Origin of the sequence: Blautia sp. An46, assembly GCF_002161645.1 — a bacterium.
Taxonomy (GTDB): domain Bacteria; phylum Bacillota; class Clostridia; order Lachnospirales; family Lachnospiraceae; genus Blautia; species Blautia ornithocaccae.
Genome location: NZ_NFIF01000023.1, coordinates 37405 through 58317, shown reverse-complemented (window position 1 = coordinate 58317; position 20913 = coordinate 37405). Strand labels below are relative to the sequence as shown.

Here is a 20913-nt window from a genome sequence, read left to right as displayed (position 1 = left end):
TATAGCTATTCAGTACAAGATACTATGACTGTTCATCACTTTTGGCTCTGTTTATATGAGGTAACAAGTTAGAAAAAGCCTGAAAAATCAACGATTTTAGGCTTGACATTATAGGAAGGGGTAACTATGTGTACAAGATTTGTATATAACGGAAAAGATACAATCACAGGATTTAATTTTGATATTGACCTGTCTGTATGGGACCACAAAGTGATTAAAAATGAGGATCGATTTTATATCGGAATCAAAATGCCGGACAGCCAGTATCACTCCTTCCATGGAATTCACCGCAATGGCAACGCAGGGACTTTACTCTATGTCCATGGAAATTCTCAGGGAAGATATGATGCTGGCTCTTATACCATTACTGACCTTACAGAAAATTATATCCGGGGATTTCTCTCTTTTGATGATGCTCTGCATATTGTGCAGGAGCAGCAAATTGTCTATGGGCCGGATACCACAATGCAGGCCATGCTTTCCGACAGATATGGCCGGGTGCTTCTTATAGAGCCTGGAATCGGATACCGGCTTGAACAGCGAAGATACTCTCTCATGACAAACTATTCTGTTTTAAATCCAGAAAGTACCCGGCCCTATATTGTTTCCGGTGATGACCGATATGAACAGGCAAAAGCGCAGCTTGAAAAACAGAAAGAAACTTTCTCTGTTTCCGACGCCTTTTGCATATTAAATTCCGTAAAACAGGAAGGTCTCTGGGCCACAAGAGTTACCTTTGTATATTCTGTGAAAGAAAACAAAGTTTACTATGTGCTGAATAATCGTTTTGAAGAAATAACTGAATATTCCTTCCATAGTTGATTTCATAAGACCCAAATACTATTTTTCAACACTGTCAAATAAAGTCAGATTTATAAGTTCCTCTACCTTAACTCTGTCCTGGAACTCTTCATAAGGCCAGAAACAATACCGAACCTGGTCTCCTGGGTTGTATGGATTTAAAGCAATGTCTTCCATAATAGACTCTTTGGAACAGTCCAACAGGATTTCTTTCCCGCCCTCCGTACTCTGAACCGTAATTTTTCCTTTTTCCCGGTCTATTTCCAGAATTTTTCCTTCTTTCTGTGACCGGTAAGTTCCTGGGCCGCCGGAATCCTTTCTTGGTTCTTTTCCTGCTGTTAGCCCGGCAGCAGTTCCCAGAATAACCAAAAACAGCATCCCGGCAATGCCGGCAAGCAGTCTTTTAGAAGTTCTTTTCACTCCATCACGCCTTTCTTACTCCATGGGGAACTTCATCCCCCACTGTGATCTGGCCTGGTCCATCAGCCCCATGATCTCCAGTATTTCCTTATGGGGCATCTGAGGACACTGGGTAAGGCCTTTTTCTATGGCTTCCTTGCAGGCTAAAACCTCATACTCATATCCGGTGATCTGTTCCGGACAATGATATTCGGCGGTCACCTGACGGTTCCGGTCATAGATTGTAAGGGTCTGGAAATTGTTGATATTTTCCACTACGGCAAAGCCTTCTGTACCATAAATAATACCCTGACGGTCAGAAAGTACCCGCATAGAACTGTTAAGAATCGCCATTTTCCCTCCCGGATAGATCAGAGTAATGCTGTTCTGAGCGTCTACACCGGTATCTGTCATAACAGCTGTGGAGACCATTTTTTCCACCTGATTGCCAAAGACCATCGAGGCGAAATTCATGGCGTATACTCCTACGTCCAGCAAAGCTCCGCCGCCCAGTTCCGGTTTCAGCAGCCTCGGTACATCTCCAATCAGATAGCAGAGATTTGCAGTAAGTGTCATAGGCTCACCGATGGCTCCCTCAGCCAATACCTGACGGATGGTATTCCACATAGGCATGTACCGTACCCACATAGCCTCGGCAAGCAGCACTCCTTTTTCCCTGGCCAGCTCTGTCATTTCTCTGGCCTGCTTCTGGTTTATGGCAAAAGCTTTTTCACATAATATATTTCTGCCGTGGGCAATAAGCATTTTCACATTCTCATAATGCTCAGACATAGGGCTTGCCACATAGACCAAATCTACATTTTCATCTGCCGCCATTTCCTCATAGGAACCATAGGCTTTCTCAATCTGAAACCGCTGGGCAAAGTTCTCAGCTTTCTCCAGACTTCTGGAAGCTACCGCATAAACCCTGGCCTCTTTCATTTTTGCCACTGTATTTGCCATAGTAGCTGCAATATTTCCTGTACTTAAAATACCTACTCTTAACTGTTCCATTTTACCTTTACCTCCCAATTTTAGTTCCACCCATATCGCAGAGAACGCATTTCTCTTTAGTCCATCTTTCCTGTTATTTCCAAAACATTTCCATCTGGATCTATAATATTAAAATAATAGTAGGGCCTATGTACATTTACATAAAGAATTTCTGATATCTCCCCAATGGATAGCCTTCAATCTTTTATATTCTGCTTCCAGATTCTCTACTTCAAAGTTCAAAATGAGAATATTATTTTTCTTTTGAGTCTCTTCTCTGTTAAGCGCATTCAGATATGCCTGATTAAAATGGATCTCCCCGCCTTCTCTTATCAGTTTTTCATCATATTTTCTGTTATAAAGAGAAATCCCGCAGGCAAAGCTGATCCATCTGTCATCATTGCGGTAAAGGGGCTCCTGCTGTAAAAGCTGTCTATAAAAATTTAAGGATTTTTCTATATCCTCTGCACAGATATAGGTTGTGCCTAATTCCATAATCTGCCCTCCAAAAATTCACCTTTAGCGTTCTGTCAGTCCATACGCTTCTGCCAAACTCTCCAACCCTTCCAAGATTTCTTCCCTGGAATAATTATGCTCTTCCAGAAAATCATCTTCAAATTCGTCCAGATGCTGGTAAAAATCTGCCACCATGATTCCGTACCCTGGCGTATTCTCTGAAAGGTCCCCCAGGAGAATATTTTCCGCTTCATTAATCTCGCCTCGGTCTGCCATTTCCAGGATCCGGGCATAGAGCTTTTCTTCCTCTGTCCGCTCCTGCTCCTTTGGCAGCTCATAGCGGACCTCCCGCTGTCCCGTAAGGACCAGTGCAAGTCCCCGGACAACGTCATTGATCATACGCATAAGATAATCCTGTTTAACACCCATGTGATTTCTTCCTTTCTTTATACCTTTATTGCATATTTGATCACGCCGTCTTGTTTCTTTTCAAAAATCTCATAGGCTTCCATAATATGTTCCAGAGAAGTCCGGTGGGTGATCAGAGGGCTGGTATCCAGCTGACCTTTCCCGATCAGTTCCATGATCTGTTCACAATAGCAGCCGTCTACCCCTCCTGTCTTAAAAATCAGATTCTTTCCATACATAGAGGGCAGAGGCAGTATCTGCTCTTCCTCATACATAGCCACTACAGTTACCACTGCGTTTGGTCTGGCGATCTTCCATGCAGTCTGGAAGGTGTCCTTTCCTCCTGCCACCTCAAAAACCCGGTCTGCTCCTCTCCCCTGAGACAACTCCAGAATCTGTTCTTCCAGTTCCTTTTCAGAAATTGCTGCAGGATTTATGCAAAAATCCGCCAGGTTATTTTCCCTGGCTGTTTTCAGGCGATCCGCATCCGTATCCAGAGCAATGATTTTTCCAGGCTCATACAGTCTGGCGCACATCATGGTACACAGCCCTGTAGGTCCTGCTCCGATAACGGCCACTGTATCTCCTTTACTGATTTCTCCGATTTTTGCCGACCAGTAACCAGTAGACAGAAGATCTCCGGTGAAAAGAGCGGCTTCATCAGACACATGCTCCGGAATCTTCGTAAGTCCGTTATCCCCGTAGGGAATCCGCACATATTCCGCCTGTCCTCCGTCAATCCGGCATCCCAGAGCCCAGCCTCCCAGAGGGTCGCTGCAGTTATTTACAAAGCCTCTCTCACAGTAAAAACAGCTTCCGCAGTAGGTCTCCACATTCACCGCTACTCTGTCCCCGGGCTTTACCTGTTTTACGGCTTTTCCGGTCTCTTCCACTACGCCTACAAACTCATGTCCCAGAATACTCCCCGGCACAGCCCTTGGCACTGCTCCATGCTTAATGTGAATATCGCTGGAACATATAGTGGTCAGAGTCACCTTCACCAGCACATCGGTATCCTTTTCCAGGCATGGCTTGGGGCGCTCTGTAAGAACCAGTTTCCCTTTTTCCTCAAAAACTACTGCTTTCATAAATGCCGCCTCTCTTTTATTCCTGAATGTTCTCCAGTTCCTCCATCCAGATTCTTACACAGGCATCGCTGGGCATCCGCAGGTCTCCTCTTGGAGATACTGCCACACTTCCTACCTTTGGTCCGTCAGGAAGACAGGAACGCTTAAACTGCTGGGCAAAAAACCTGGAATAAAAAGTCTTCAGCCATTTCATGATCACTTCCGGTTCATAGACTCCTGCAAAGGCCGCCTTTGCCATACGGTATATCTTGCCCGGTCTGAAATGGAACCTGAGCATCTGATATAAGAAGAAGTCATGAAGCTCATAAGGGCCTACCAGGTCCTCGGTCTTCTGGGAGATTACTCCATCCTTTGGCGGGAGAAGCTCCGGGCTTACCGGGGTGTCCAGAATATCCAGAAGGATCTGGGACAGTTTTTCTTCTCCGCAGGTATCTGCGTAATAGCGCACCAGATGGCGGACCAGAGTCTTTGGCACAGAGGCATTTACCCCATACATAGACATATGGTCCCCATTATAGGTAGCCCAGCCAAGGGCCAGTTCCGAAAGGTCTCCGGTTCCTACTACCATGCCTCCCTGCTGATTGGCAATATCCATGATCACCTGAGTCCGCTCTCTGGCCTGAGAATTTTCATAAGTCACATCGTGGACATTTTCGTCATGGCCGATATCGGAAAAATGCTGAAGCACTGCTTTTTTGATATCTACTTCTATAAGAGTGGCCCCCAGTCTTCTGGTCAGTTCACAGGCATTGGTATAAGTCCTGTCTGTAGTGCCGAAGCAGGGCATAGTTACAGCCGTAATGTGTTCTCTTCCCATTCCCAGAAGGTCAAAGGCTCTTGCTGTGACCAGCAGGGCCAGAGTAGAATCCAGTCCTCCGGAGATTCCCAGCACTGCTCTTTTGCAGTGGGTATGCTCCAGTCTTTTCTTCAGACCCATGGCCTGAATCATCAGGATTTCGTTGCAGCGCTTTTCCCGTTCTCCCTGACTATCTGGCACAAAAGGATTAGGGTCGATAAACCGCTCCAGCTTTGTTTCTTCTACAGGAAGAGAGAATTCCACAGTAAGGTACCCCTCTCTTTTTTCCTCATGCCAGGTGGAAATCCTTCTCCGTTCCTCCACAAGACGGTTCACATCCAGAACTGCCTCTACAGACTGGTTCTGGAACATTTCTGCTTCTTTTAATACGGCACCGTTTTCACAGATTAAGTGCTGTCCTCCAAATACCAGATCCTGCGTGGATTCTCCATATCCGGCAGTGGCATAAATATAGGCGCACAGCAGTCTGGCAGACTGGCTTTTTACCAGCTCTCTTCTGTAGTCTGCTTTTCCTACGGTCTCATCGCTGGCAGACAGATTTACAATGACATTTGCCCCGGCCATAGCATGAGCTACGCTGGGAGGAGCCGCTGCCCAGAGATCCTCGCAGATTTCCGCTGCTACAATAAGTCCCGGCATTTCCCGGCAGGCAAACAGCAGGTTTTCCATAACAGGCACCTGTTTTCCACCCAGTTCTGTATAACCCCAGAGATTTTTTCCAGAGGAAAAATGTCTTGCCTCATAGAACTCCCCGTAATTAGGCAGATACTCCTTTGGAACCAGACCCAGGATCTCTCCCTGGTTTATGGCCGCCGCCACATTATAGAGTTTTCCATGATACACATAGGGAAGTCCCACAATAATCAGCCCAGGCACCTCCTTTAATTCTTCTGCGGCCCTTAAAAGCTGTTCTCTGGCACTGTTCAGCAGAGTCTCCTGCCAGAACAGGTCCTGACAGGTATAGCCGGTAATGGAAAGCTCTGGAAATACCAGGATCCTGGCTCCCTTTTTGGAAAGTTCCTTTGCTTTCTTAATGATCTCATCCGTGTTGTGAATACAGTCGGCCACCCGGACGTCGATAGCTGCCGCTGCTGCCTTTATAAATCCATCTCTCATCTTCCGCCAAACCTCTTTCTATTATCTTTTACATTCCTTTAAGATCCTTTTCAGCTCTTCTACGGTAAATGTATAATTCTTATTACAGAAATGACAGTTCATCTCAATCTCTTTTCCCTCATCGATCATTTCCTGGATGTCCTTCTTTCCGATACTGATGAGGGCTCTCTCCACTCTTTCCTTACTGCAGTTGCAGTAGAACTGCGTTGGGATCCTGTCATTAAATTCAATATCAAATCCCTCCAGCAAAAGTTCCAGAAGGCTTTCGGGGGTATGTCCCTCTTCCAGAAGAGAGGTAACAGAAGTCACCTTTTTCAGATTTTCCTCCAGCCGGCTGATCACTGCTTCCTCTGTGAAAGGCATAAGCTGGATAATAAAACCGCCGGCCTGCTTCACTGTATTATCTTTTTCCATCAGCACTCCCAGGCCTACAGAAGAAGGTACCTGCTCGCTGGTAGCAAAGTAATAAGTAAGGTCCTCTGCGATCTCACTGGTCTGGAGGACTGTCTGTCCCACATAAGGCTCCTTCATGCCCATATCTTTGATCACATTCATAAAACCTACTCCTACGGCTCCTGCCACATCCAGCTTTCCCTGGGCGTTGGCGTGAAGGACCACATTGGGATTTCCCACATAGCCTTTTACATTTCCCTTGGAATCTGCAGTAACGGTGATTCCTTCCAGAGGGCCTCCCGCCTTGATCTGCAGTGTCAGCAGGTCCTTATCTCCTTTCATCATAACGCCCATCATAGATCCCGCTGTAAGCAGGCGTCCCAGAGCCGCTGTGGCTACCGGGCTGGTATTGTGGGCTGCTCTTGCATGCTCTACCAGGTCTCTGGTAGTAGCCGCAAAAGCTCTGATCTGATGATTAGCCGCTGTAGCCCTTACAATATAATCTCCCATATTTTCAAATCTCCTCTTTCTGCGAATTCTTTCCTTTTTCTCTGGCAAGTATATAAATCCTCTCGCTGTCTTTACGTGCCGGTTCTCTGGTAAACGCATCATAGGCGGCAATGTACTCCATACCTGCTTCTAAAAGCAGTTCTTTCGTCCTTTCCAGAGAATAGGCTTTCTGATAATGGGTCTCTTCATACTTCCGATAAAGAATTTCCCCATCTTTTTCCTCCGGGATAAAAAGAGCCAGATCATATTCGTTGATCTTCTCTTCCGGATCGTAATAATTATCCCAGATAAAACTGGCATCCTCCCGGTCCTCTGCTATAGTAGTGTCTCCCAGAATCTTTTCATACTTGTATTCTGTATTCAGATCAAAAATGAAAATTCCTCCCGGATCCAGATAGTTATTCACCAGCCGGAACACCTCCAGCAGATCCTCTTCTTCAATAATATAGTTCATACTGTCGCAGACAGACACCACCGCCCGGACAGTGCCATAAAGCTCAAACTCCCGCATATCCTGAAGAAGGTACAGGATATCCTGTTCCTCCTCTTCCTTCTTCTCCATGGCAATTTCCAGCATATCCACAGAGTTGTCCACTCCGATCATGTCATATCCCTTCTCTGCCAGAAGCCGAGTCATGTTTCCTGTCCCGCATCCCAGCTCCAGGACCAGTCCCTCCCGGATTCCCTGGTCTTCCAGAAGCCCGGCAAGATACTCACACCATTCTTCATAGGGGATATTGTCCATAAAAAGGTCATAGACCCTGGCAAAACTTTCATAAGAACTCATAGATTTCTCTCCTTTTTGTTCTTCCTAATACTACCATGAAACTTCTGAGGTGGCAAGGCGAAGGAAATCAGGAAAATATCACAAAACTGCAACATTCTTTTGGATAATTGAAATAATGGTGAGACCTTCCCCTGATAATATAAAACCATCAAAAGAAAGCAATCGCAAATGGGAGGTACTCATAATGAAAAACAAAGCGAATCTCTATAAATTTTATATATCCGCAGCCCTTCTGGCCCTGGCATTTCTCACCACTCTGCCAAGATTTTTCCAGATATTCCACAGTCTGGCAGCAAGCGGAGGAAGCTTCCTTCTCCTGGCTGGCCCCGGCCTGTGGCTCTTTATAAGAAAAATGAAATCCCTCCACCAGGAAGAAGCAATTTTCCTTTCTGCACAGTCAAAACAGATTATAGCCCCATAGAAAAACAGCGACAGAAGTCAAAAAACCTGGTGCAAGCATGCCCGCTTGGTTCGGTGCTCGCAGAAATGAAACAGAAAGAAGGCGTATCTCATGACATTGACAAAGAAATTAGAAGAAAACAAACTGACGATAATCGGCACTGCTGCTCTCCTCCTTACCCTCTGGGCAGGTTATCAAAGCGGCATCTTATCCTCTCAGGAATCCATGGAGCAGTTTCTCCGCAAGACAGGAACCCTGGCTCCTCTATGCTTCCTTTTCCTTCAGACCGTGCAGGTAGTGATCCCTGTAGTTCCCGGTGGCGTAAGCTGTATCATCGGCGTAGCAATATTTGGTCCGGTAAATGGATTCTTCCTGAATTATGTGGGAATGGTCACCGGTTCTGTGATCAGTTTTCTTCTGGCCCTGATTCTTCCAGGCATGCCCGACGACCTGTTATGTCTTATTGCTGGACTGACTTCTATGTCCTTTAAGAAATACCTGGTTTTCACCCTTCTGGGAAGACCCTTCTCCCTCTTTGCCTACAGCCTGGGAGGTCTGCTGGTCCTGGAAAACCTTCTCCCGCTGTTTTAATCTGTTCCCTGTCCGCTGCACAGGAAAAGCAATCTCACAAAAACAATACTTACTATTTACACCGAAGGTTCCCTATGTATAAAACATTATCCCTGTCCTACTGGAAAAAGATCTTTGCCAGTTTTCTTACTCTGCTGCCCCAGTTATTTTTGTTTGAGCTGGTTTTTAAAATTCTTTCAGTATTCTTCTTTGTTCCCGCCGGAAAAGAACTGATCGTTATGATGCTGGAAATAACAGGAGACACCAGCCTGTATAATTACAATATGCTCCGTATTCTGTTAAGCCTTCCCGGCATAGCTGCCATTGTACTGATCCTCTGTCTTTCTGCCCTTCTGGCCTATTTTGAATTTTCTGTGATCCTCACTGGCCTTTACCAGGGATACAGAGGAAAGTCCTTCTCCTTAAAGGATACTGTCAGCTCCTCTGTATACTCTCTGTTTTCCTTAAACTTCAAAAGTATTCCGGGGCTTTTTATTTATGGGATCCTTCTCCTCCCTTTTCAGAATATCTATCTCATTCCCTCAGTAATGCCCCATCTGGAAATCCCTAATTTTATTACAGGAGAGCTGTCGAAAAGGTGGTATGGAGATTTTGTTCTGAATCTGGCCTATATCCTGATCTTTCTGGTTTTTCTGCTGCTTCTTTTCCTTCTTCCCTCTATGGTGCTGACTGGAAAAACCTTCCGAGAAGCCTCTGCAGAAAGTATCCGTACCTGGAAAAGAACAGGAATAAAAGGGCTTTTCCTTCTAAGCATCCTTATGGTCTTCTGGTGGCTGCTTTTTCATCAGCCGGGACTCCTTCCCACAGATTTTTCTGCAGTTATAGAAAAGAATCCTCTGAAAACTCTGTGTATGCTTTTCTTCTCTGGAAAGACTCAGGAAACCGCCTTTATAGGTGTAATGGTCTGGGCTCTGCGCTGTATTCTTTCTCTGGGATTTATGGCTGTTCTTGTAGGCGTTTATACTTCTTCTGTGGAAGAAAAAGCTCTCTGCTCTCCAGCTGCCGTCTGTCTTCCCACGCAGAATATAGGAAAAGTCAGAGTCTTCCTGTGCGAAAAGCTTGCTGTCCTCCGAAATTATTTCCGACCTCTTTTCAGGAAAATTCCCGGCCTTAAAAGCCTTTGGATTCCTGTAGTTCTCCTTGCCCTGGCTGCCGGACTTTCTGCCATGTATCAGTACGCTCAGACACCTCCGGCTGGCCATCGGCCACAGAGGCAGTGACCTGGGAGTAGAAAATACCCTGAAAGCAGTAGAAGGTGCCATAGAATCCGGAGCAGACTATGCAGAGGTAGATATTCAGCTGACAAAGGACCTGGTTCCTGTAGCTGCTCATGATGACAGCCTCAGCCGTATGGCAGGACAATCCGACAGCATAAATGAACTTACCCTCAAAGAACTTCAATCCATTCCTTTGTCTCAGTATGGAATGAAAGGCCAGGTGCCTACTCTGGAAGAGTTGATCCAGCTTTCTCAGGGAAAGATCCGGCTGCTCATTGAATTAAAAGCTGTTTCTGAAAGGGAAAAGGAGCCTCTGGTGGACCAGATACTGGCCCTCATCGAAAAATATGATTTTCAAAAAGATTGTATCCTTATGTCTCTGGATTACGAACTGGTACAGCTTGTACGCCAGAAAAATCCCGCTCTGAAAACCGGCTACTGCATGTTTGGAAATCTTGGAGAGACTACAGTAGAAAATCTCCTTTCCCTGGACTGTGACTTCGTAGTTATAGAAGAAAATATGGTTTCCAACAGCTTTATATCTGCCTGCCGCCAAGCCTGGCTGCCAGTTTATGTATGGACGGTGGAGCTGGAAGAAAACATGAGAAAATATCTGGATATGGGAGTAAACGGACTGATCTCAGATAAGCCTTATCTGGTAAAAGAAGTGCTGGAAGACTATCCCTCTCAAGGGATTCCATCGGCAGAAGATTATTATTTTTCCTGAACGGAAGGTCTTACATACTATATGCAATTCATGAAAAGCGGCAGCCGTATCTCAAGGAATATCAAACATCCTTTTTAATACAGCTGCCGCTCTGGTGCGATACGATACTATATGTTATCTTGCATTATTTCATTCCGAAACATCTTCAGTATATCTTTATCCCAGGCATACGCCTCCGTGGATTACAATTGAGGCCGAATTAACAAAGCTGGATTCATCACTGGCCAGATAGACAGTTCCCATAGGCCCTCCTTATGCATGCTCCAGCATGTTCAGGAATTTATCCAGTTCCGCTTCATCCATATGATAGCCATGCTTGTCTTCCGGATAAGCACCGGTCCGCACATCATTAGCCCAGGCTCCGTAAATCTGAGTTGCCCACTGGAAGAAATTTCCGTAGGATTTTGCATGGGAAGCTGCAGAAGGCATCATGCCGAAGGTATCAAAATCCACCATCTCAATAGCATTAGTCACCTCAATAGGAGTCAGTTCAATGGTCATTGCCATCATACCGCATTCCTGATATTCATATGCCATCCGGTAAACTTTCATAGCCTCTTCCGCAGTCCTTCCCATACGTTTATAACCACCCTGACGGTTGGTCTGCCATCCGGATAATGCGCCTACATGACCGAATACAGGAAGATAATTGTCCGCCATATACTCTAAGGTCTCATTGCTGATTCCCATAGGCAGAAGAGAATCTGCGCCGCAGTTCATATAATAAGAACCATATTCCAAAGCTTTTTCCTTAAACGCATAGGTAGGGGTCTGCATGTAAAAGTTAAGATGGATATAAGGGGCCGCCCGCCTTACAGTCTGTATCCACCAGGGAGCAATATCAATCTGCTGCTGAGGGTCAGATTTGCCGTCCCCTGGCACATCTGTACAATAGGGGTGCCTTCATCTTTCAGCTTCTGAAGATAATTAATAGATTTGTGCCCTTTCACGACTCTTGAGGAACTTACTTTCTTTTCTTCTGACATAATAAGGTCTCAAATGCAAAAACTGCCGATTTTTCACAGAATAACCGCGCTTTTGCAGATTCTCTGAATAGTTTTTCTGACCAGCAGATCCTCTCTCAGCATATCCAGATTCTCACCGAAAAAGCTTTTGATTTCTCTTACTGTGGTATGCTGCCGTTCTGCCATAGCTTCTGCCTCTGATTCAAGCTCTTCCCGGCTGATCTGAATCTGTTCTGTCTCTGTTATCTCCTGGATGATACAGCGGATTTTCACCTGCCTGCGGGCCTCTTTTTGTATATTTTCCATCTGGTCCTGGATATCTCTTTCTACGAAAAAGTTTATCTCACCGGTTTGCAAGGCTTTATAGCGCATTTCCTGATAAAGCTGGCATACCATGGCCTGAACTTTCTTCTATTTTTCCGGGAGCTGTATCACAAGACCTTTGTAAGTTTTTTCTGCTGTCTCTGCCATTTTTCTGCACCTCCTTACTTTTTGTATTCTTTCAAAGTATCTAAATCGCAGAAATATTTTGTATTTATAGTCTATCAAATCTAATTTTTCATTAAAATCATCAGGATTCAGTATTTAAAATTAATAATTTTGCGTATTTTACAAAGATATCAGAAATGATAAAACAGAAAAGATCAGGGGACTTTTCCAAGATTCAGAAAGGCCCTCTGATCCTTTTATTTTGTAACTTTTTAAAAGATATGTTATGACTTAAGAGTTCAGCAGCCGGGACAGTAATTCCCGCTGACTAGACACATTCATCTTTTCATAGATATGAGCGATGTGTTTATAGGTGGTGGGCCTGGCAATATGAAGAATCTCGCTAATGTTCGCTTTCCAAACATACTGTAACGCTGCCCGTCAGTGTTGGCATAATAAGCCATATAAACCTTTATCCACCGCTCCTCAATATTCCTGAGATGGAGACCGGAAATCTTTCCATTTCTATCCAGCAGATAGGCAGATCCACAGTCATATTCGCAGAATTCTCCAATATGGTCCAGGATCTGTACCGCAAATCTATCCGAATCACAGGCACTTCCGCAGGTCCGTATAAATTCGTAAATCTTCTCCCACTGCTCTCTTCCTATTTCTTTTGTCTCTAACATAAAAAACCACCCTTAAAACACCATTGCTGCCCCAGTTTTCAGAATATATTTATTATAAAACACCGGTTTCAGCCATGTCAACTTGCAGTCAGAGAAAGAGGTTCTTTTCAACAGAAGAAAAAATATTCTGGTATTGTCTCAAAATTGTAATCCTTTTTTCTTTGCTGAGATATAGCTGAAACAATTCTCCGCTATTATGAAAGCATAAAGAAAATAACTTATCATCCATATCTAAGGAGGAAATCAATATGACCAAAACAAACAGCCTTAAAAAATTCAGGACCTTAAAACTTATCAGCGGAGCCGGCTTTCTCTTTTTTCTCTGTCTGCTTCTGCAGGAGTTCCTTTTCCAGCTTCCTTCCACGCTGCCCTTCCTGTTGTACTATCTGGCCATTGGCGGTGTCCTATATGGAATCTATCAATGGAAAAAAGCATCTATCCAAAAGCTCATGGCAAAACTGAGAGAAAAACATATGCTACTCCCAGCAGCGATCCTGGCAGTTCTGGCTGGTGTTCTTCTTTTCTACGACTTTATCGGATTTCTCACCTATCTGGGCAGGCATTTCCCTGGTTCCCTATCTCTATTTCCGGTATAAAGAAAAAGAGGCCCAGGAAACTCTTCCCACAGAAAATGTATATCTTTAAGCCTTTCAAAGGAGCTGTCGCATTAATCAAAATCGAGAATATTTATACATTTTATTGCTCAGTCTGTGCCGCTTTGAGCCTATGGTCTCAAAGCTATGCTCGTCAAATTCGCATAAAATGTATAAATATTCCTGACATATGACTAATGCGACAGCCCCTTTTTAACCATTTTGGATATGAATTCGTGTATTTTATGTAAAAGGACTTCTCTCTTCTTTCAAAAATGGTATAATGTAGCTATGAAATCCGTAAGATATAAATCACCTTAACAAAGTGTAAAAAGATCATCTAACAAAATCGTTGAATTGATCTGTGAGCGAAGGAGCAGCTAAAATGTATATCAGAGAATACGAACCTGCTGACTGTTCTGAAATAGCAGCACTTTTTTACCAGACAGTTCATGAGGTCAATAAACAAGACTATACCAGCGAACAGTTAAATGCATGGGCAACAGGAAAAGTAGACCTGGCTGCCTGGAACCAGTCCTTCCTGGAACACTATACCTTAGTAGCCGTTGAAAATGGCAGGATCGCAGGTTTTGGGGACATTGATGAAACCGGATATCTGGATCGTCTCTACGTCCACAAAGAGCACCAGAGGGAGGGAATCGCCGCTGCTCTCTGCAGCAGGCTGGAAGCTCATGTCCAGGGAAATATCCTGACCCACGCCTCCATTACGGCCAGGCCTTTTTTTCAAAAGAGAGGATACAAAGTTCTGAGAGAGCAGCAGGTAGAGCGGCAAAACATCCTGCTTACCAACTTTGTTATGGTACTTGAAAGAGAAATCCAGCCTCCTTCTACTGGAGGAGATTCAATGCAGAAGGTCATTGTAATCGGCAGCCCTGGTGCAGGAAAAAGTACCTTTTCACGAAAGCTGAGAGATGCTACAGGGCTTCCTTTATATTACCTGGATATGATCTGGCACAGACCTGATAAGACCAATATTTCCCGTGAGGAACTGACTGCACGTCAGGAAGAAATCATGAAAACTCCAAAGTGGATCATTGACGGAAATTATCTCAGCACAATGGAGCTTCGCCTAAAAAACTGTGATACTGTATTCTTTCTGGACTATCCTTTGGAGGTCTGTCTGGCCGGAGCCAAAGCCCGTATCGGTACAAAGCGGGAGGATATTCCCTGGATAGAAACAGAATTTGACCAGGAATTCAAGCAGTGGATCCTGGATTTTCCGAAAGACCAGCTTCCCATCATATACCAGCTTCTTGAAAAGTATAAAAAAAACCGGACTGTCCACATTTTTAAATCCAGGGAAGAAGCAGAGCATTATCTTGTTTCCATAGAAAATTGATACATAAAGTTGAGGTACATGTTATATGAAATTTGAAATCATAAATCTTGTTCAGCGGCCTGAAATACTGGAAAAAGCCGCCCATTGGTTCCATGAAAAGTGGAGCGTTCCCCTGGAAGCATACAGGGAAAGCATGGAAGCATCTCTCCTGAAAACCTCCCCTGTCCCCCAATGGTATCTGGCCCTGAAAGATTCCGAAATCATAGGAGGAATGGGCGTCATCGAAAACGATTTTCACAACAGAAAAGACTTATCTCCTAACGTCTGTGCTGTTTATACAGAAGAAGAATACCGGGGTCAGGGCGTAGCTGGAGAGCTTCTGGACTATGTTTGCAGGGATATGAAACAACGGGGCATCGACACCCTGTATCTTCTCACAGACCATACCTCTTTTTACGAAAGATACGGCTGGGAATTTTTCTGCATGGTCCAGGGCGACGGAGAACCTGAAATGTCAAGAATGTATATCCACAGAGGGTAATTCCTCATCCTATACAACAGCCACCGCTTATAAATCTTCATATATGGGGGTGTTTTTATGGAAATTTTCTTTATCGTGATCGCTTTAATCGCATTGTGCACAGCAGTATTTTTAAGGGGAAAAGCTTTGACAGATTTTGTAAATGATCTGTCAAAAAAGGATACGACTGATTAAAAGTAAAATCAGGAATTAGCCTTTGTGGATCAAACGGAGGAAAGGCAGAAAGAATCGGAGAATATCTTATGTTTCTTATATTCATTATAGTATTTGATCTGATCATGGCCCTATGCATGTTCCTGATGGGCTTCTATTTTTACAGATCAAAAGGAAAAGCTGCTGACTATTTAACTGGTTACAATATTCGCTCAGAAGATCAACGGAAAAAGGTAAACGAAGACCTCCTGTGTCAGTGTTATGGCAAAAGAATGATGGTCATGGCTCTCCCTTTTCTATTGGGTATGATTCTGGATTTTTTTAAGCCCGGCCTGGGCAATGGCTTGGCCTGGATTGTATGGTTTATACTTTTTATTCTATTGCTGATCAAGAGAACAAAACTGGAGAAATAAAAAATAAATTTGAAAATGGAGTATAACTATGGAGATAAAAACGAAACGGCTCCTTCTCTCTCCTCTGGGGCCTCAGTATGTCAACACTGCTTTTGTTTACAGCGGCGACCTGGAAAACACAAAATTTATGCTGGATCTTCCAGAAGAAAGTATTGAAGAAACTGCAGAATTTCTCAAAAAGGCTGAGGCAGAATGGCAGAAAGAATTTCCTGAATTTTATGAATTTGCCATTCTCACAGAGGGTACCCATATAGGTTCTGTCTGTCTCTATCTGAACGAGGATAGGACCGAAGGGGAGTTAGGATGGATCCTGAATAAAAGGGATTGGGGACATGGTTATACCTTAGAAGCTGCCCAAGCTTTGATAGATTATGCTTCCCAAAACCTGGGGATCAAGAAATTTATCGCCTACTGTGACAGTGAAAATATCCCTTCTTATTCTCTTATGGAAAAGCTGGGAATGTCCAGGGTCCTGTGCCGGTCCGGCAGAAAAAACAGGTCATCCTCTGAAGAGCGAATGGAATATAAATACGCCCTTGAAAAAGAATAATTAAGGAGCTGGCAGACACCGAAAAATAATGGCTAAAAGTCAGAAATTTTCTAAATAAAAATCAGGCAGGAGGGAAATCGTATGGGATTTTTTAAAAGCAGACAGGAAAAGGAAGTTCCGGATACTCACGAAGAACCGCATTATCATCACCCGCTTTTGGAAATTGTAAGGATCGTGTGTTCCAATAACCCGGAGATCCTGGACTCTGCCAGAAAATGTATAAAAAATACAGAAAAATACTATCAAAGTCATCTGGAAGATTATGAGGCCAGAGGAATGTCTTTAAAAAATCCCCCAGCCTCCCTCCAGTGGATGGGATGTATCGATCTGCTGATCCATCATCAGTTTGCCTGTGAATGTGACTGGTGCGAAGAATTATCCGGCTTTCTTTCCGCCGTCTCTGACTTAAAAACTGTGAAAAGACACTCCCTGGAAATTGAAGAAAGCTGGTTTCAGCAGCAAGATTCTATACCCCAGTGGTGTGAAATCCTGGATAAAAAATGGGAAAAATCCGGTTATGTTCTGGCGGCCTTTGATATTGACAGTGATTCTTATGTAATGTTTCTATGTCAGAAAAATTTCCTAAAAAAACTGAAAGCTCTGGCAGAAAGCCTTGGTTTTCGGATCGATCTTTCTATGAATATGTAGGGGAAATTGCCATGAAAAATATTTCTATAAAAGGAATACTCCTTTCTATTTTTATAATCTTGGAATCTGGATATTATTTCTTGAATCCGGATGGTTTCCGATTCCTGTTTCCTGTGGAAAGGGTCTTCTTTATTTTTTCATTTTTAACAGGAACAGTATTACTTGTTTCTCTTATTTTATATAAAAAGAAAATCGCTTTTGTGTGCCTGATACTATGCAGCATTTATCTTTTTTGCGCTGTTCTATGTCTATTTCTTTTTCATATAAGTTTAGCAGAGAGAGTGCTTGGAATCCTGTCTTTTAGTATATTACTACTGTGGATTTTCTTTATATGGAAAGATTTAAAGTAAACATTTATTCTCTATATTTGCAGTTCAGGAACGGCGGTGAAAAGTAATGATTAACAAAACTTTAAAGTTTATTGATGTTATCCCCTCTAAAGAAACAGTCACTCCCGGTACATCTCTAAATGTACTGGGCGGTGTAATAAATCCCGGAGAAGCAGGCTCTGCTAAAATCATATTGTGGGGCAAAGCAGAAAATATTTGGAAGCCCCTCCTCTCTCAGGAAGTTTTCCTGGAAGAAAAGGAGCACAGGCATTTATACTTTACGATCCCTCCGGAAATATTTCAGGAAGAATACTGGGGAATAAAAAATCTGGAAGAAATAGAACTCCTGATTTCAGATATGACGCCAGAAAACGGCACTCCGGGAAAACTGGTTTTTATTGAGAGTATGTCAGTTTCTGATCCTTGGTAAAAATGAGGCGCTGTCGAACAGCCCAGGATTCAAGGACAGCCATGTAAAGGCAGATGGACAAGATTTTATTACAATAAGTAAGAAAGGATTAAAAAATATGCAGTATAAAATACGAAAAATGACAGAACAAGAATATCCGTTGCTGGAAGATTTTTTATATGAATCTCTTTTCGTTCCCCAGGGAAAACCGCCTTTTCCCCGGTCTATTCTCCAGTCTCCTGAACTGCAGGTATATACGGCAGATTTCGGTTCTTCCAGACATGACATTGCTTTTGTGGCAGATGTAGATGGAAAAGTTGTTGGCGCAGCCTGGGTTCGGATCATGAACGACTATGGACATATTGATGACGAAACTCCATCCCTTGCTATCGCTCTGTATAAAGAGTACAGAGGCATGGGAATGGGAACTGCCCTGCTTCAGGAACTGTTGTCTTTCCTGAAAACCCAAGGCTATTCCAGAGTTTCGCTTTCTGCTCAGAAAGCGAATCAGGCTGTAAATCTGTACCGCAGAGCAGGGTTTGAAATTTATCTCGAACGGGAAGAAGAGTATATTATGGCTGTTTCACTCTGAAATATAAATGCAAATAAAAACTATCTATCCAGCAATAGAAAGGACAAAATATGTATATCCGCCAAGCAGAAGAAAAAGATGTATCCAGAATTGCGGAAATCCTGGTTTATAACAATCGTGTAAATTTCTTTCCGATTTTTAAAGATGAAAACTATTCTTTTGGGGAGCTTCAGGTCGTATCTGTAGCCAATGAATACCTCCAGGATAGAGAAAGATTACAGAATACCTTTGTTTATGACAACGGACTTATCCGGGGTTTTGTCCAACTTTCCGGGCCAGAAATCCAAAAATTATATGTAGATACTTTCTTTCAAAACCAGGGGATCGGCGCTTCTTTGATCAACTTTGCAGTAGAAGAAAAGCAATGTAATTTCTTATGGGCTCTTGAGAAAAATTCCGGTGCTCTCCGTTTCTATGAAAAACACGGTTTTCACCGGACAGAAGAACGGATACTGGAAGAAGGAACCAGTGAATATCTGGTAAAGATGAAAAGATAAAGAGATTTTTATACGAACAGCCCGGTAACCACCGTTTGGAATCCCAAATATGAATCTAAAGAGAAAACCTGTGCTGCAGATGCCACGCAGTTTCTCACTTATACAAAATTCCCAGTGCAAAACAATGCACTGGGAATCCCTATATATCCGTATTTTTCAAAATACGGAAAACATATATAATTATGCCGCATATTTTACAAGCTTTGTCTGCAGTTCTTCGCAGTCTCCTGAATGGATTTTCAGGTCAAGTACGCTGTTGAGTCCAAGATGCATAATACCAAGCAAAGATTTTGCGTCTACAACAACTCTTCCTCTTCTGACATCAACATCAAATTCATACTTGGATACTGTATTTACAAATTCGTAAATCTCTTCCGGAGTTTTGAACGTAAGTTTCATTTCGCCCATTATTCATCTCACCTCTTTCGTAATCATACTATAACCCTGCCGCCCCGCCGGGCCCTTTGGGGGTTATGGGTATCATACCACAATTTTCCAGTATAACAAGGATGAAATTTTTTGAATAGGTAGAGATTTTTAAGAAACAGACTTTCTGTACTCCGAAGGCAGAACGCCTACTTCCTCTTTGAACACCCGGCTCATATATTTTGGATCTGTATAGCCAGTCAGCTCAGCGATCTGATTCAGCTTCAGCCTCGTATTCAAAAGCAGACCTTTGATTCTTTCAATCCGGTAATGCCTTACAGTCTCTGTAAATCCTGCTCCTGTTTCTTTTTTAAACTGGGAACTTAGATATTCTTCAGATACAAACAGCCTTTCCGCTGTTTCCTCCAGTGTCACTCCCTGATCATAGTATTTCCTTACCAGCTGAACTGCCCTTCGGATCAAAGGGCTGAACTGTTCATCGCCTTCTTCTGTAAAAGCTTTAAAGCTCACAAGGTTCAGAAATTCTTCCATAGCAGTCCGAATCTGGCCCCAGCTCATGGCTTCTGCAATATTCTGTATACATGCCTGTATCTTCAACTCTGATTCAATCTCATTTTGTGTTTTATATGCATTTATCACCGCCATATTAAAACGGATCAGACATTCCTTCATATCTGCCGGGCTGTGGGGCTGCCTTCTTAGCAGATCATACACTCGGTAATAGCACCTTTTAATATCCTCGCCGTCAGAAGCAAGGACTGCCCGTTTTACTCTCTGCTCCAGTTCAACAGGATATTTAAGGGGGATGGATTCCTTTTTTTCTATCTGACTAATGGGAATAAGCTTTCCTCTGTCATAAAGCAGATTCCATTCCCGCACCTGCTGGATTTCACGCAGCTTTTCAAGAAGCTGTCCTCCCTCTTTCATATCTCCCCAGAAACATACGATTTCATCTTTTATTTTCTTACACAAAGCAGGTATCACCTGGCTCTGGAAAAAAGAATATACTTTTTCCCGTTCATCCTCAAACCGATATAACACCGCAGTTACCACATGCCATACATCTACCGGCAGCACACAGACTGAGGCTCCCGAATCATTCCCCATTTTCTCCAGCAGAGGGCAGACTATCTCGCAAAGTTCTACATATCTGTCGCCCAGCCATATGGCAGCTACAGCTGCCGGCTCTTCCAGCGTAAACCCGTATATTTCTCTGGTTACTGCATGAAATCTGCTGTCTGGATGGAGCTGTCCATTCAGGCATCCCCGAAAAATATTTTCTACTGTAAATACAGAGGTAATGGCCTTCTCCTCCGCCAGCCTGTCGCTGATCTTCAGAAGCTCTCTGTGCAGTTCCTCCGTCTTCAGCGGTTTCAGAAGATAGCTGTCTGCCCCCAGCTCAATGGCCTCTCTGGCAGTATTAAAATCCGTATCTTTCGTAAGCATGAGCACTTTTGAAGTAATCCCTTTATCCCGGAGTTTTTTCAGCATGGTCAGTCCGTCCATTCCTTCCAGTCTCACATCCATAATGATAAGATCTGGATGGGTACTTTCAATCAGTTCGTACCCCTTCTGACCATTTTGTGCCGTACCTTCCAGTTCATATTCCAATCCGCTTTTTTGCAGTGCCCTGATAATCTCTTCTATAACTGTCTTCTCCCTGTCTGTAATTACAATTCTCATGGGCAGCTCCTTTCTTTTTCCCCTGTCTTTCA

27 protein-coding genes and 1 pseudogene are annotated in these 20913 nt (G+C 43.5%); 14 read left to right on the top strand and 14 right to left on the bottom strand.

Annotated elements, in window-relative coordinates; genetic code table 11:
- Positions 1-126: 126 nt before the first annotated feature.
- A complete protein-coding gene (locus B5G00_RS16065; protein WP_087274572.1) occupies positions 127-822 on the top strand; it encodes a conjugal transfer protein in 696 nt (231 codons plus the stop codon).
- 18 nt (positions 823-840) lie between these two features.
- Here the strand turns inward: B5G00_RS16065 and B5G00_RS16060 are convergent, their stop codons facing one another.
- The 8 genes from B5G00_RS16060 to B5G00_RS16025 all read right to left on the bottom strand — a co-directional run bounded on the left by B5G00_RS16060 (position 841) and on the right by B5G00_RS16025 (position 7768).
- Positions 841-1221, bottom strand: a complete 381-nt coding sequence (locus B5G00_RS16060) for a hypothetical protein (RefSeq protein WP_087274570.1) — start codon at positions 1219-1221, stop codon at positions 841-843.
- A gap of 15 nt (positions 1222-1236) precedes the next feature.
- Positions 1237-2214, bottom strand: a complete 978-nt coding sequence (locus B5G00_RS16055) for a Gfo/Idh/MocA family protein (protein ID WP_087274566.1) — start codon at positions 2212-2214, stop codon at positions 1237-1239.
- Between the two features lie 126 nt (positions 2215-2340).
- Positions 2341-2688: a hypothetical protein gene (locus tag B5G00_RS16050; RefSeq protein WP_204247345.1), complete on the bottom strand. Its 348-nt coding sequence runs from the start codon at positions 2686-2688 to the stop codon at positions 2341-2343.
- Between the two features lie 24 nt (positions 2689-2712).
- Entirely contained in the window at positions 2713-3078 is a 366-nt protein-coding gene (locus tag B5G00_RS16045; RefSeq protein WP_087274563.1) for a DUF6483 family protein, read from the bottom strand.
- A 17-nt stretch (positions 3079-3095) separates the two neighbouring features.
- Positions 3096-4145 (bottom strand): alcohol dehydrogenase, encoded by a 1050-nt coding sequence (locus tag B5G00_RS16040; RefSeq protein ID WP_087274560.1) that lies wholly within the window; start codon positions 4143-4145, stop codon positions 3096-3098.
- A 16-nt stretch (positions 4146-4161) separates the two neighbouring features.
- Positions 4162-6078, bottom strand: coding sequence for an NAD(+) synthase (locus B5G00_RS16035; RefSeq protein WP_087274557.1), 1917 nt, complete (start codon positions 6076-6078; stop codon positions 4162-4164).
- A gap of 21 nt (positions 6079-6099) precedes the next feature.
- Positions 6100-6981 carry an Hsp33 family molecular chaperone HslO gene (gene hslO / locus B5G00_RS16030; protein WP_087274555.1) on the bottom strand — a complete coding sequence of 294 codons (882 nt, stop codon included), beginning with the start codon at positions 6979-6981 and terminating at the stop codon, positions 6100-6102.
- 4 nt (positions 6982-6985) lie between these two features.
- The gene (locus tag B5G00_RS16025) at positions 6986-7768 is read right to left on the bottom strand and encodes a class I SAM-dependent DNA methyltransferase (protein WP_087274553.1); all 783 of its coding nucleotides are present in this window, start codon (positions 7766-7768) and stop codon (positions 6986-6988) included.
- 184 nt (positions 7769-7952) lie between these two features.
- Between B5G00_RS16025 and B5G00_RS16020 the strand changes: the two genes are divergently transcribed.
- The 4 genes from B5G00_RS16020 (at position 7953) to B5G00_RS16005 (ending at position 10703) form a co-directional block, all read left to right on the top strand.
- Positions 7953-8189 carry a hypothetical protein gene (locus tag B5G00_RS16020; RefSeq protein WP_087274552.1) on the top strand — a complete coding sequence of 79 codons (237 nt, stop codon included), beginning with the start codon at positions 7953-7955 and terminating at the stop codon, positions 8187-8189.
- Positions 8190-8279: 90 nt separating this feature from the next.
- Positions 8280-8759, top strand: a complete 480-nt coding sequence (locus tag B5G00_RS16015) for a TVP38/TMEM64 family protein (RefSeq protein WP_087274550.1) — start codon at positions 8280-8282, stop codon at positions 8757-8759.
- 74 nt (positions 8760-8833) lie between these two features.
- Entirely contained in the window at positions 8834-9979 is a 1146-nt protein-coding gene (locus B5G00_RS16010) for a glycerophosphoryl diester phosphodiesterase membrane domain-containing protein (RefSeq protein ID WP_087274548.1), read from the top strand.
- Positions 9900-10703: a glycerophosphodiester phosphodiesterase family protein gene (locus B5G00_RS16005; protein WP_087274546.1), complete on the top strand. Its 804-nt coding sequence runs from the start codon at positions 9900-9902 to the stop codon at positions 10701-10703. Before B5G00_RS16010 ends, B5G00_RS16005 begins: the two co-directional genes overlap by 80 nt.
- A 252-nt stretch (positions 10704-10955) precedes the next feature.
- Here B5G00_RS16005 and B5G00_RS16000 read toward each other — a convergent pair whose 3' ends face one another.
- From B5G00_RS16000 to B5G00_RS19985, 4 genes are all read right to left on the bottom strand, one after another.
- Positions 10956-11480: a 3-methyl-2-oxobutanoate hydroxymethyltransferase gene (locus B5G00_RS16000; RefSeq protein ID WP_242971390.1), complete on the bottom strand. Its 525-nt coding sequence runs from the start codon at positions 11478-11480 to the stop codon at positions 10956-10958.
- Positions 11481-11515: 35 nt separating this feature from the next.
- Complete coding sequence (locus B5G00_RS18935; protein ID WP_162613516.1) at positions 11516-11689, bottom strand: hypothetical protein; 174 nt, start codon at positions 11687-11689, stop codon at positions 11516-11518.
- 33 nt (positions 11690-11722) lie between these two features.
- Positions 11723-12064, bottom strand: coding sequence for a hypothetical protein (locus B5G00_RS15995; RefSeq protein WP_087274541.1), 342 nt, complete (start codon positions 12062-12064; stop codon positions 11723-11725).
- Positions 12065-12388: 324 nt separating this feature from the next.
- Positions 12389-12487 carry a hypothetical protein gene (locus tag B5G00_RS19985; protein WP_442856356.1) on the bottom strand — a complete coding sequence of 33 codons (99 nt, stop codon included), beginning with the start codon at positions 12485-12487 and terminating at the stop codon, positions 12389-12391.
- Positions 12488-13034: 547 nt separating this feature from the next.
- Between B5G00_RS19985 and B5G00_RS15985 the strand changes: the two genes are divergently transcribed.
- From B5G00_RS15985 to B5G00_RS15935, 9 genes and pseudogenes are all read left to right on the top strand, one after another.
- A complete protein-coding gene (locus B5G00_RS15985; RefSeq protein ID WP_087274536.1) occupies positions 13035-13382 on the top strand; it encodes a hypothetical protein in 348 nt (115 codons plus the stop codon).
- A 382-nt stretch (positions 13383-13764) separates the two neighbouring features.
- Positions 13765-14199: pseudogene (locus tag B5G00_RS19865) on the top strand (GNAT family N-acetyltransferase); the annotation flags it as partial.
- A 565-nt stretch (positions 14200-14764) separates the two neighbouring features.
- Positions 14765-15220: a GNAT family N-acetyltransferase gene (locus B5G00_RS15970; RefSeq protein ID WP_087274534.1), complete on the top strand. Its 456-nt coding sequence runs from the start codon at positions 14765-14767 to the stop codon at positions 15218-15220.
- 242 nt (positions 15221-15462) lie between these two features.
- A complete protein-coding gene (locus tag B5G00_RS19860; protein ID WP_334293311.1) occupies positions 15463-15786 on the top strand; it encodes a DUF3784 domain-containing protein in 324 nt (107 codons plus the stop codon).
- Positions 15787-15814: 28 nt separating this feature from the next.
- Positions 15815-16336, top strand: coding sequence for a GNAT family N-acetyltransferase (locus tag B5G00_RS15960; RefSeq protein WP_087274532.1), 522 nt, complete (start codon positions 15815-15817; stop codon positions 16334-16336).
- An 81-nt stretch (positions 16337-16417) separates the two neighbouring features.
- Positions 16418-16984, top strand: coding sequence for a DUF6630 family protein (locus B5G00_RS15955; RefSeq protein WP_087274530.1), 567 nt, complete (start codon positions 16418-16420; stop codon positions 16982-16984).
- Positions 16985-17380: 396 nt separating this feature from the next.
- The gene (locus tag B5G00_RS15945) at positions 17381-17743 is read left to right on the top strand and encodes a hypothetical protein (protein WP_087274526.1); all 363 of its coding nucleotides are present in this window, start codon (positions 17381-17383) and stop codon (positions 17741-17743) included.
- Between the two features lie 97 nt (positions 17744-17840).
- Positions 17841-18314 carry a GNAT family N-acetyltransferase gene (locus B5G00_RS15940; RefSeq protein WP_087274583.1) on the top strand — a complete coding sequence of 158 codons (474 nt, stop codon included), beginning with the start codon at positions 17841-17843 and terminating at the stop codon, positions 18312-18314.
- Positions 18315-18364: 50 nt separating this feature from the next.
- Complete coding sequence (locus tag B5G00_RS15935; protein WP_087274524.1) at positions 18365-18811, top strand: GNAT family N-acetyltransferase; 447 nt, start codon at positions 18365-18367, stop codon at positions 18809-18811.
- 180 nt (positions 18812-18991) lie between these two features.
- Here B5G00_RS15935 and B5G00_RS15930 read toward each other — a convergent pair whose 3' ends face one another.
- Positions 18992-19219 (bottom strand): HPr family phosphocarrier protein, encoded by a 228-nt coding sequence (locus B5G00_RS15930; RefSeq protein WP_087274522.1) that lies wholly within the window; start codon positions 19217-19219, stop codon positions 18992-18994.
- Between the two features lie 129 nt (positions 19220-19348).
- Positions 19349-20881, bottom strand: coding sequence for a response regulator transcription factor (locus B5G00_RS15925; protein WP_087274581.1), 1533 nt, complete (start codon positions 20879-20881; stop codon positions 19349-19351).
- Between the last annotated feature and the right edge of the window lie 32 nt (positions 20882-20913).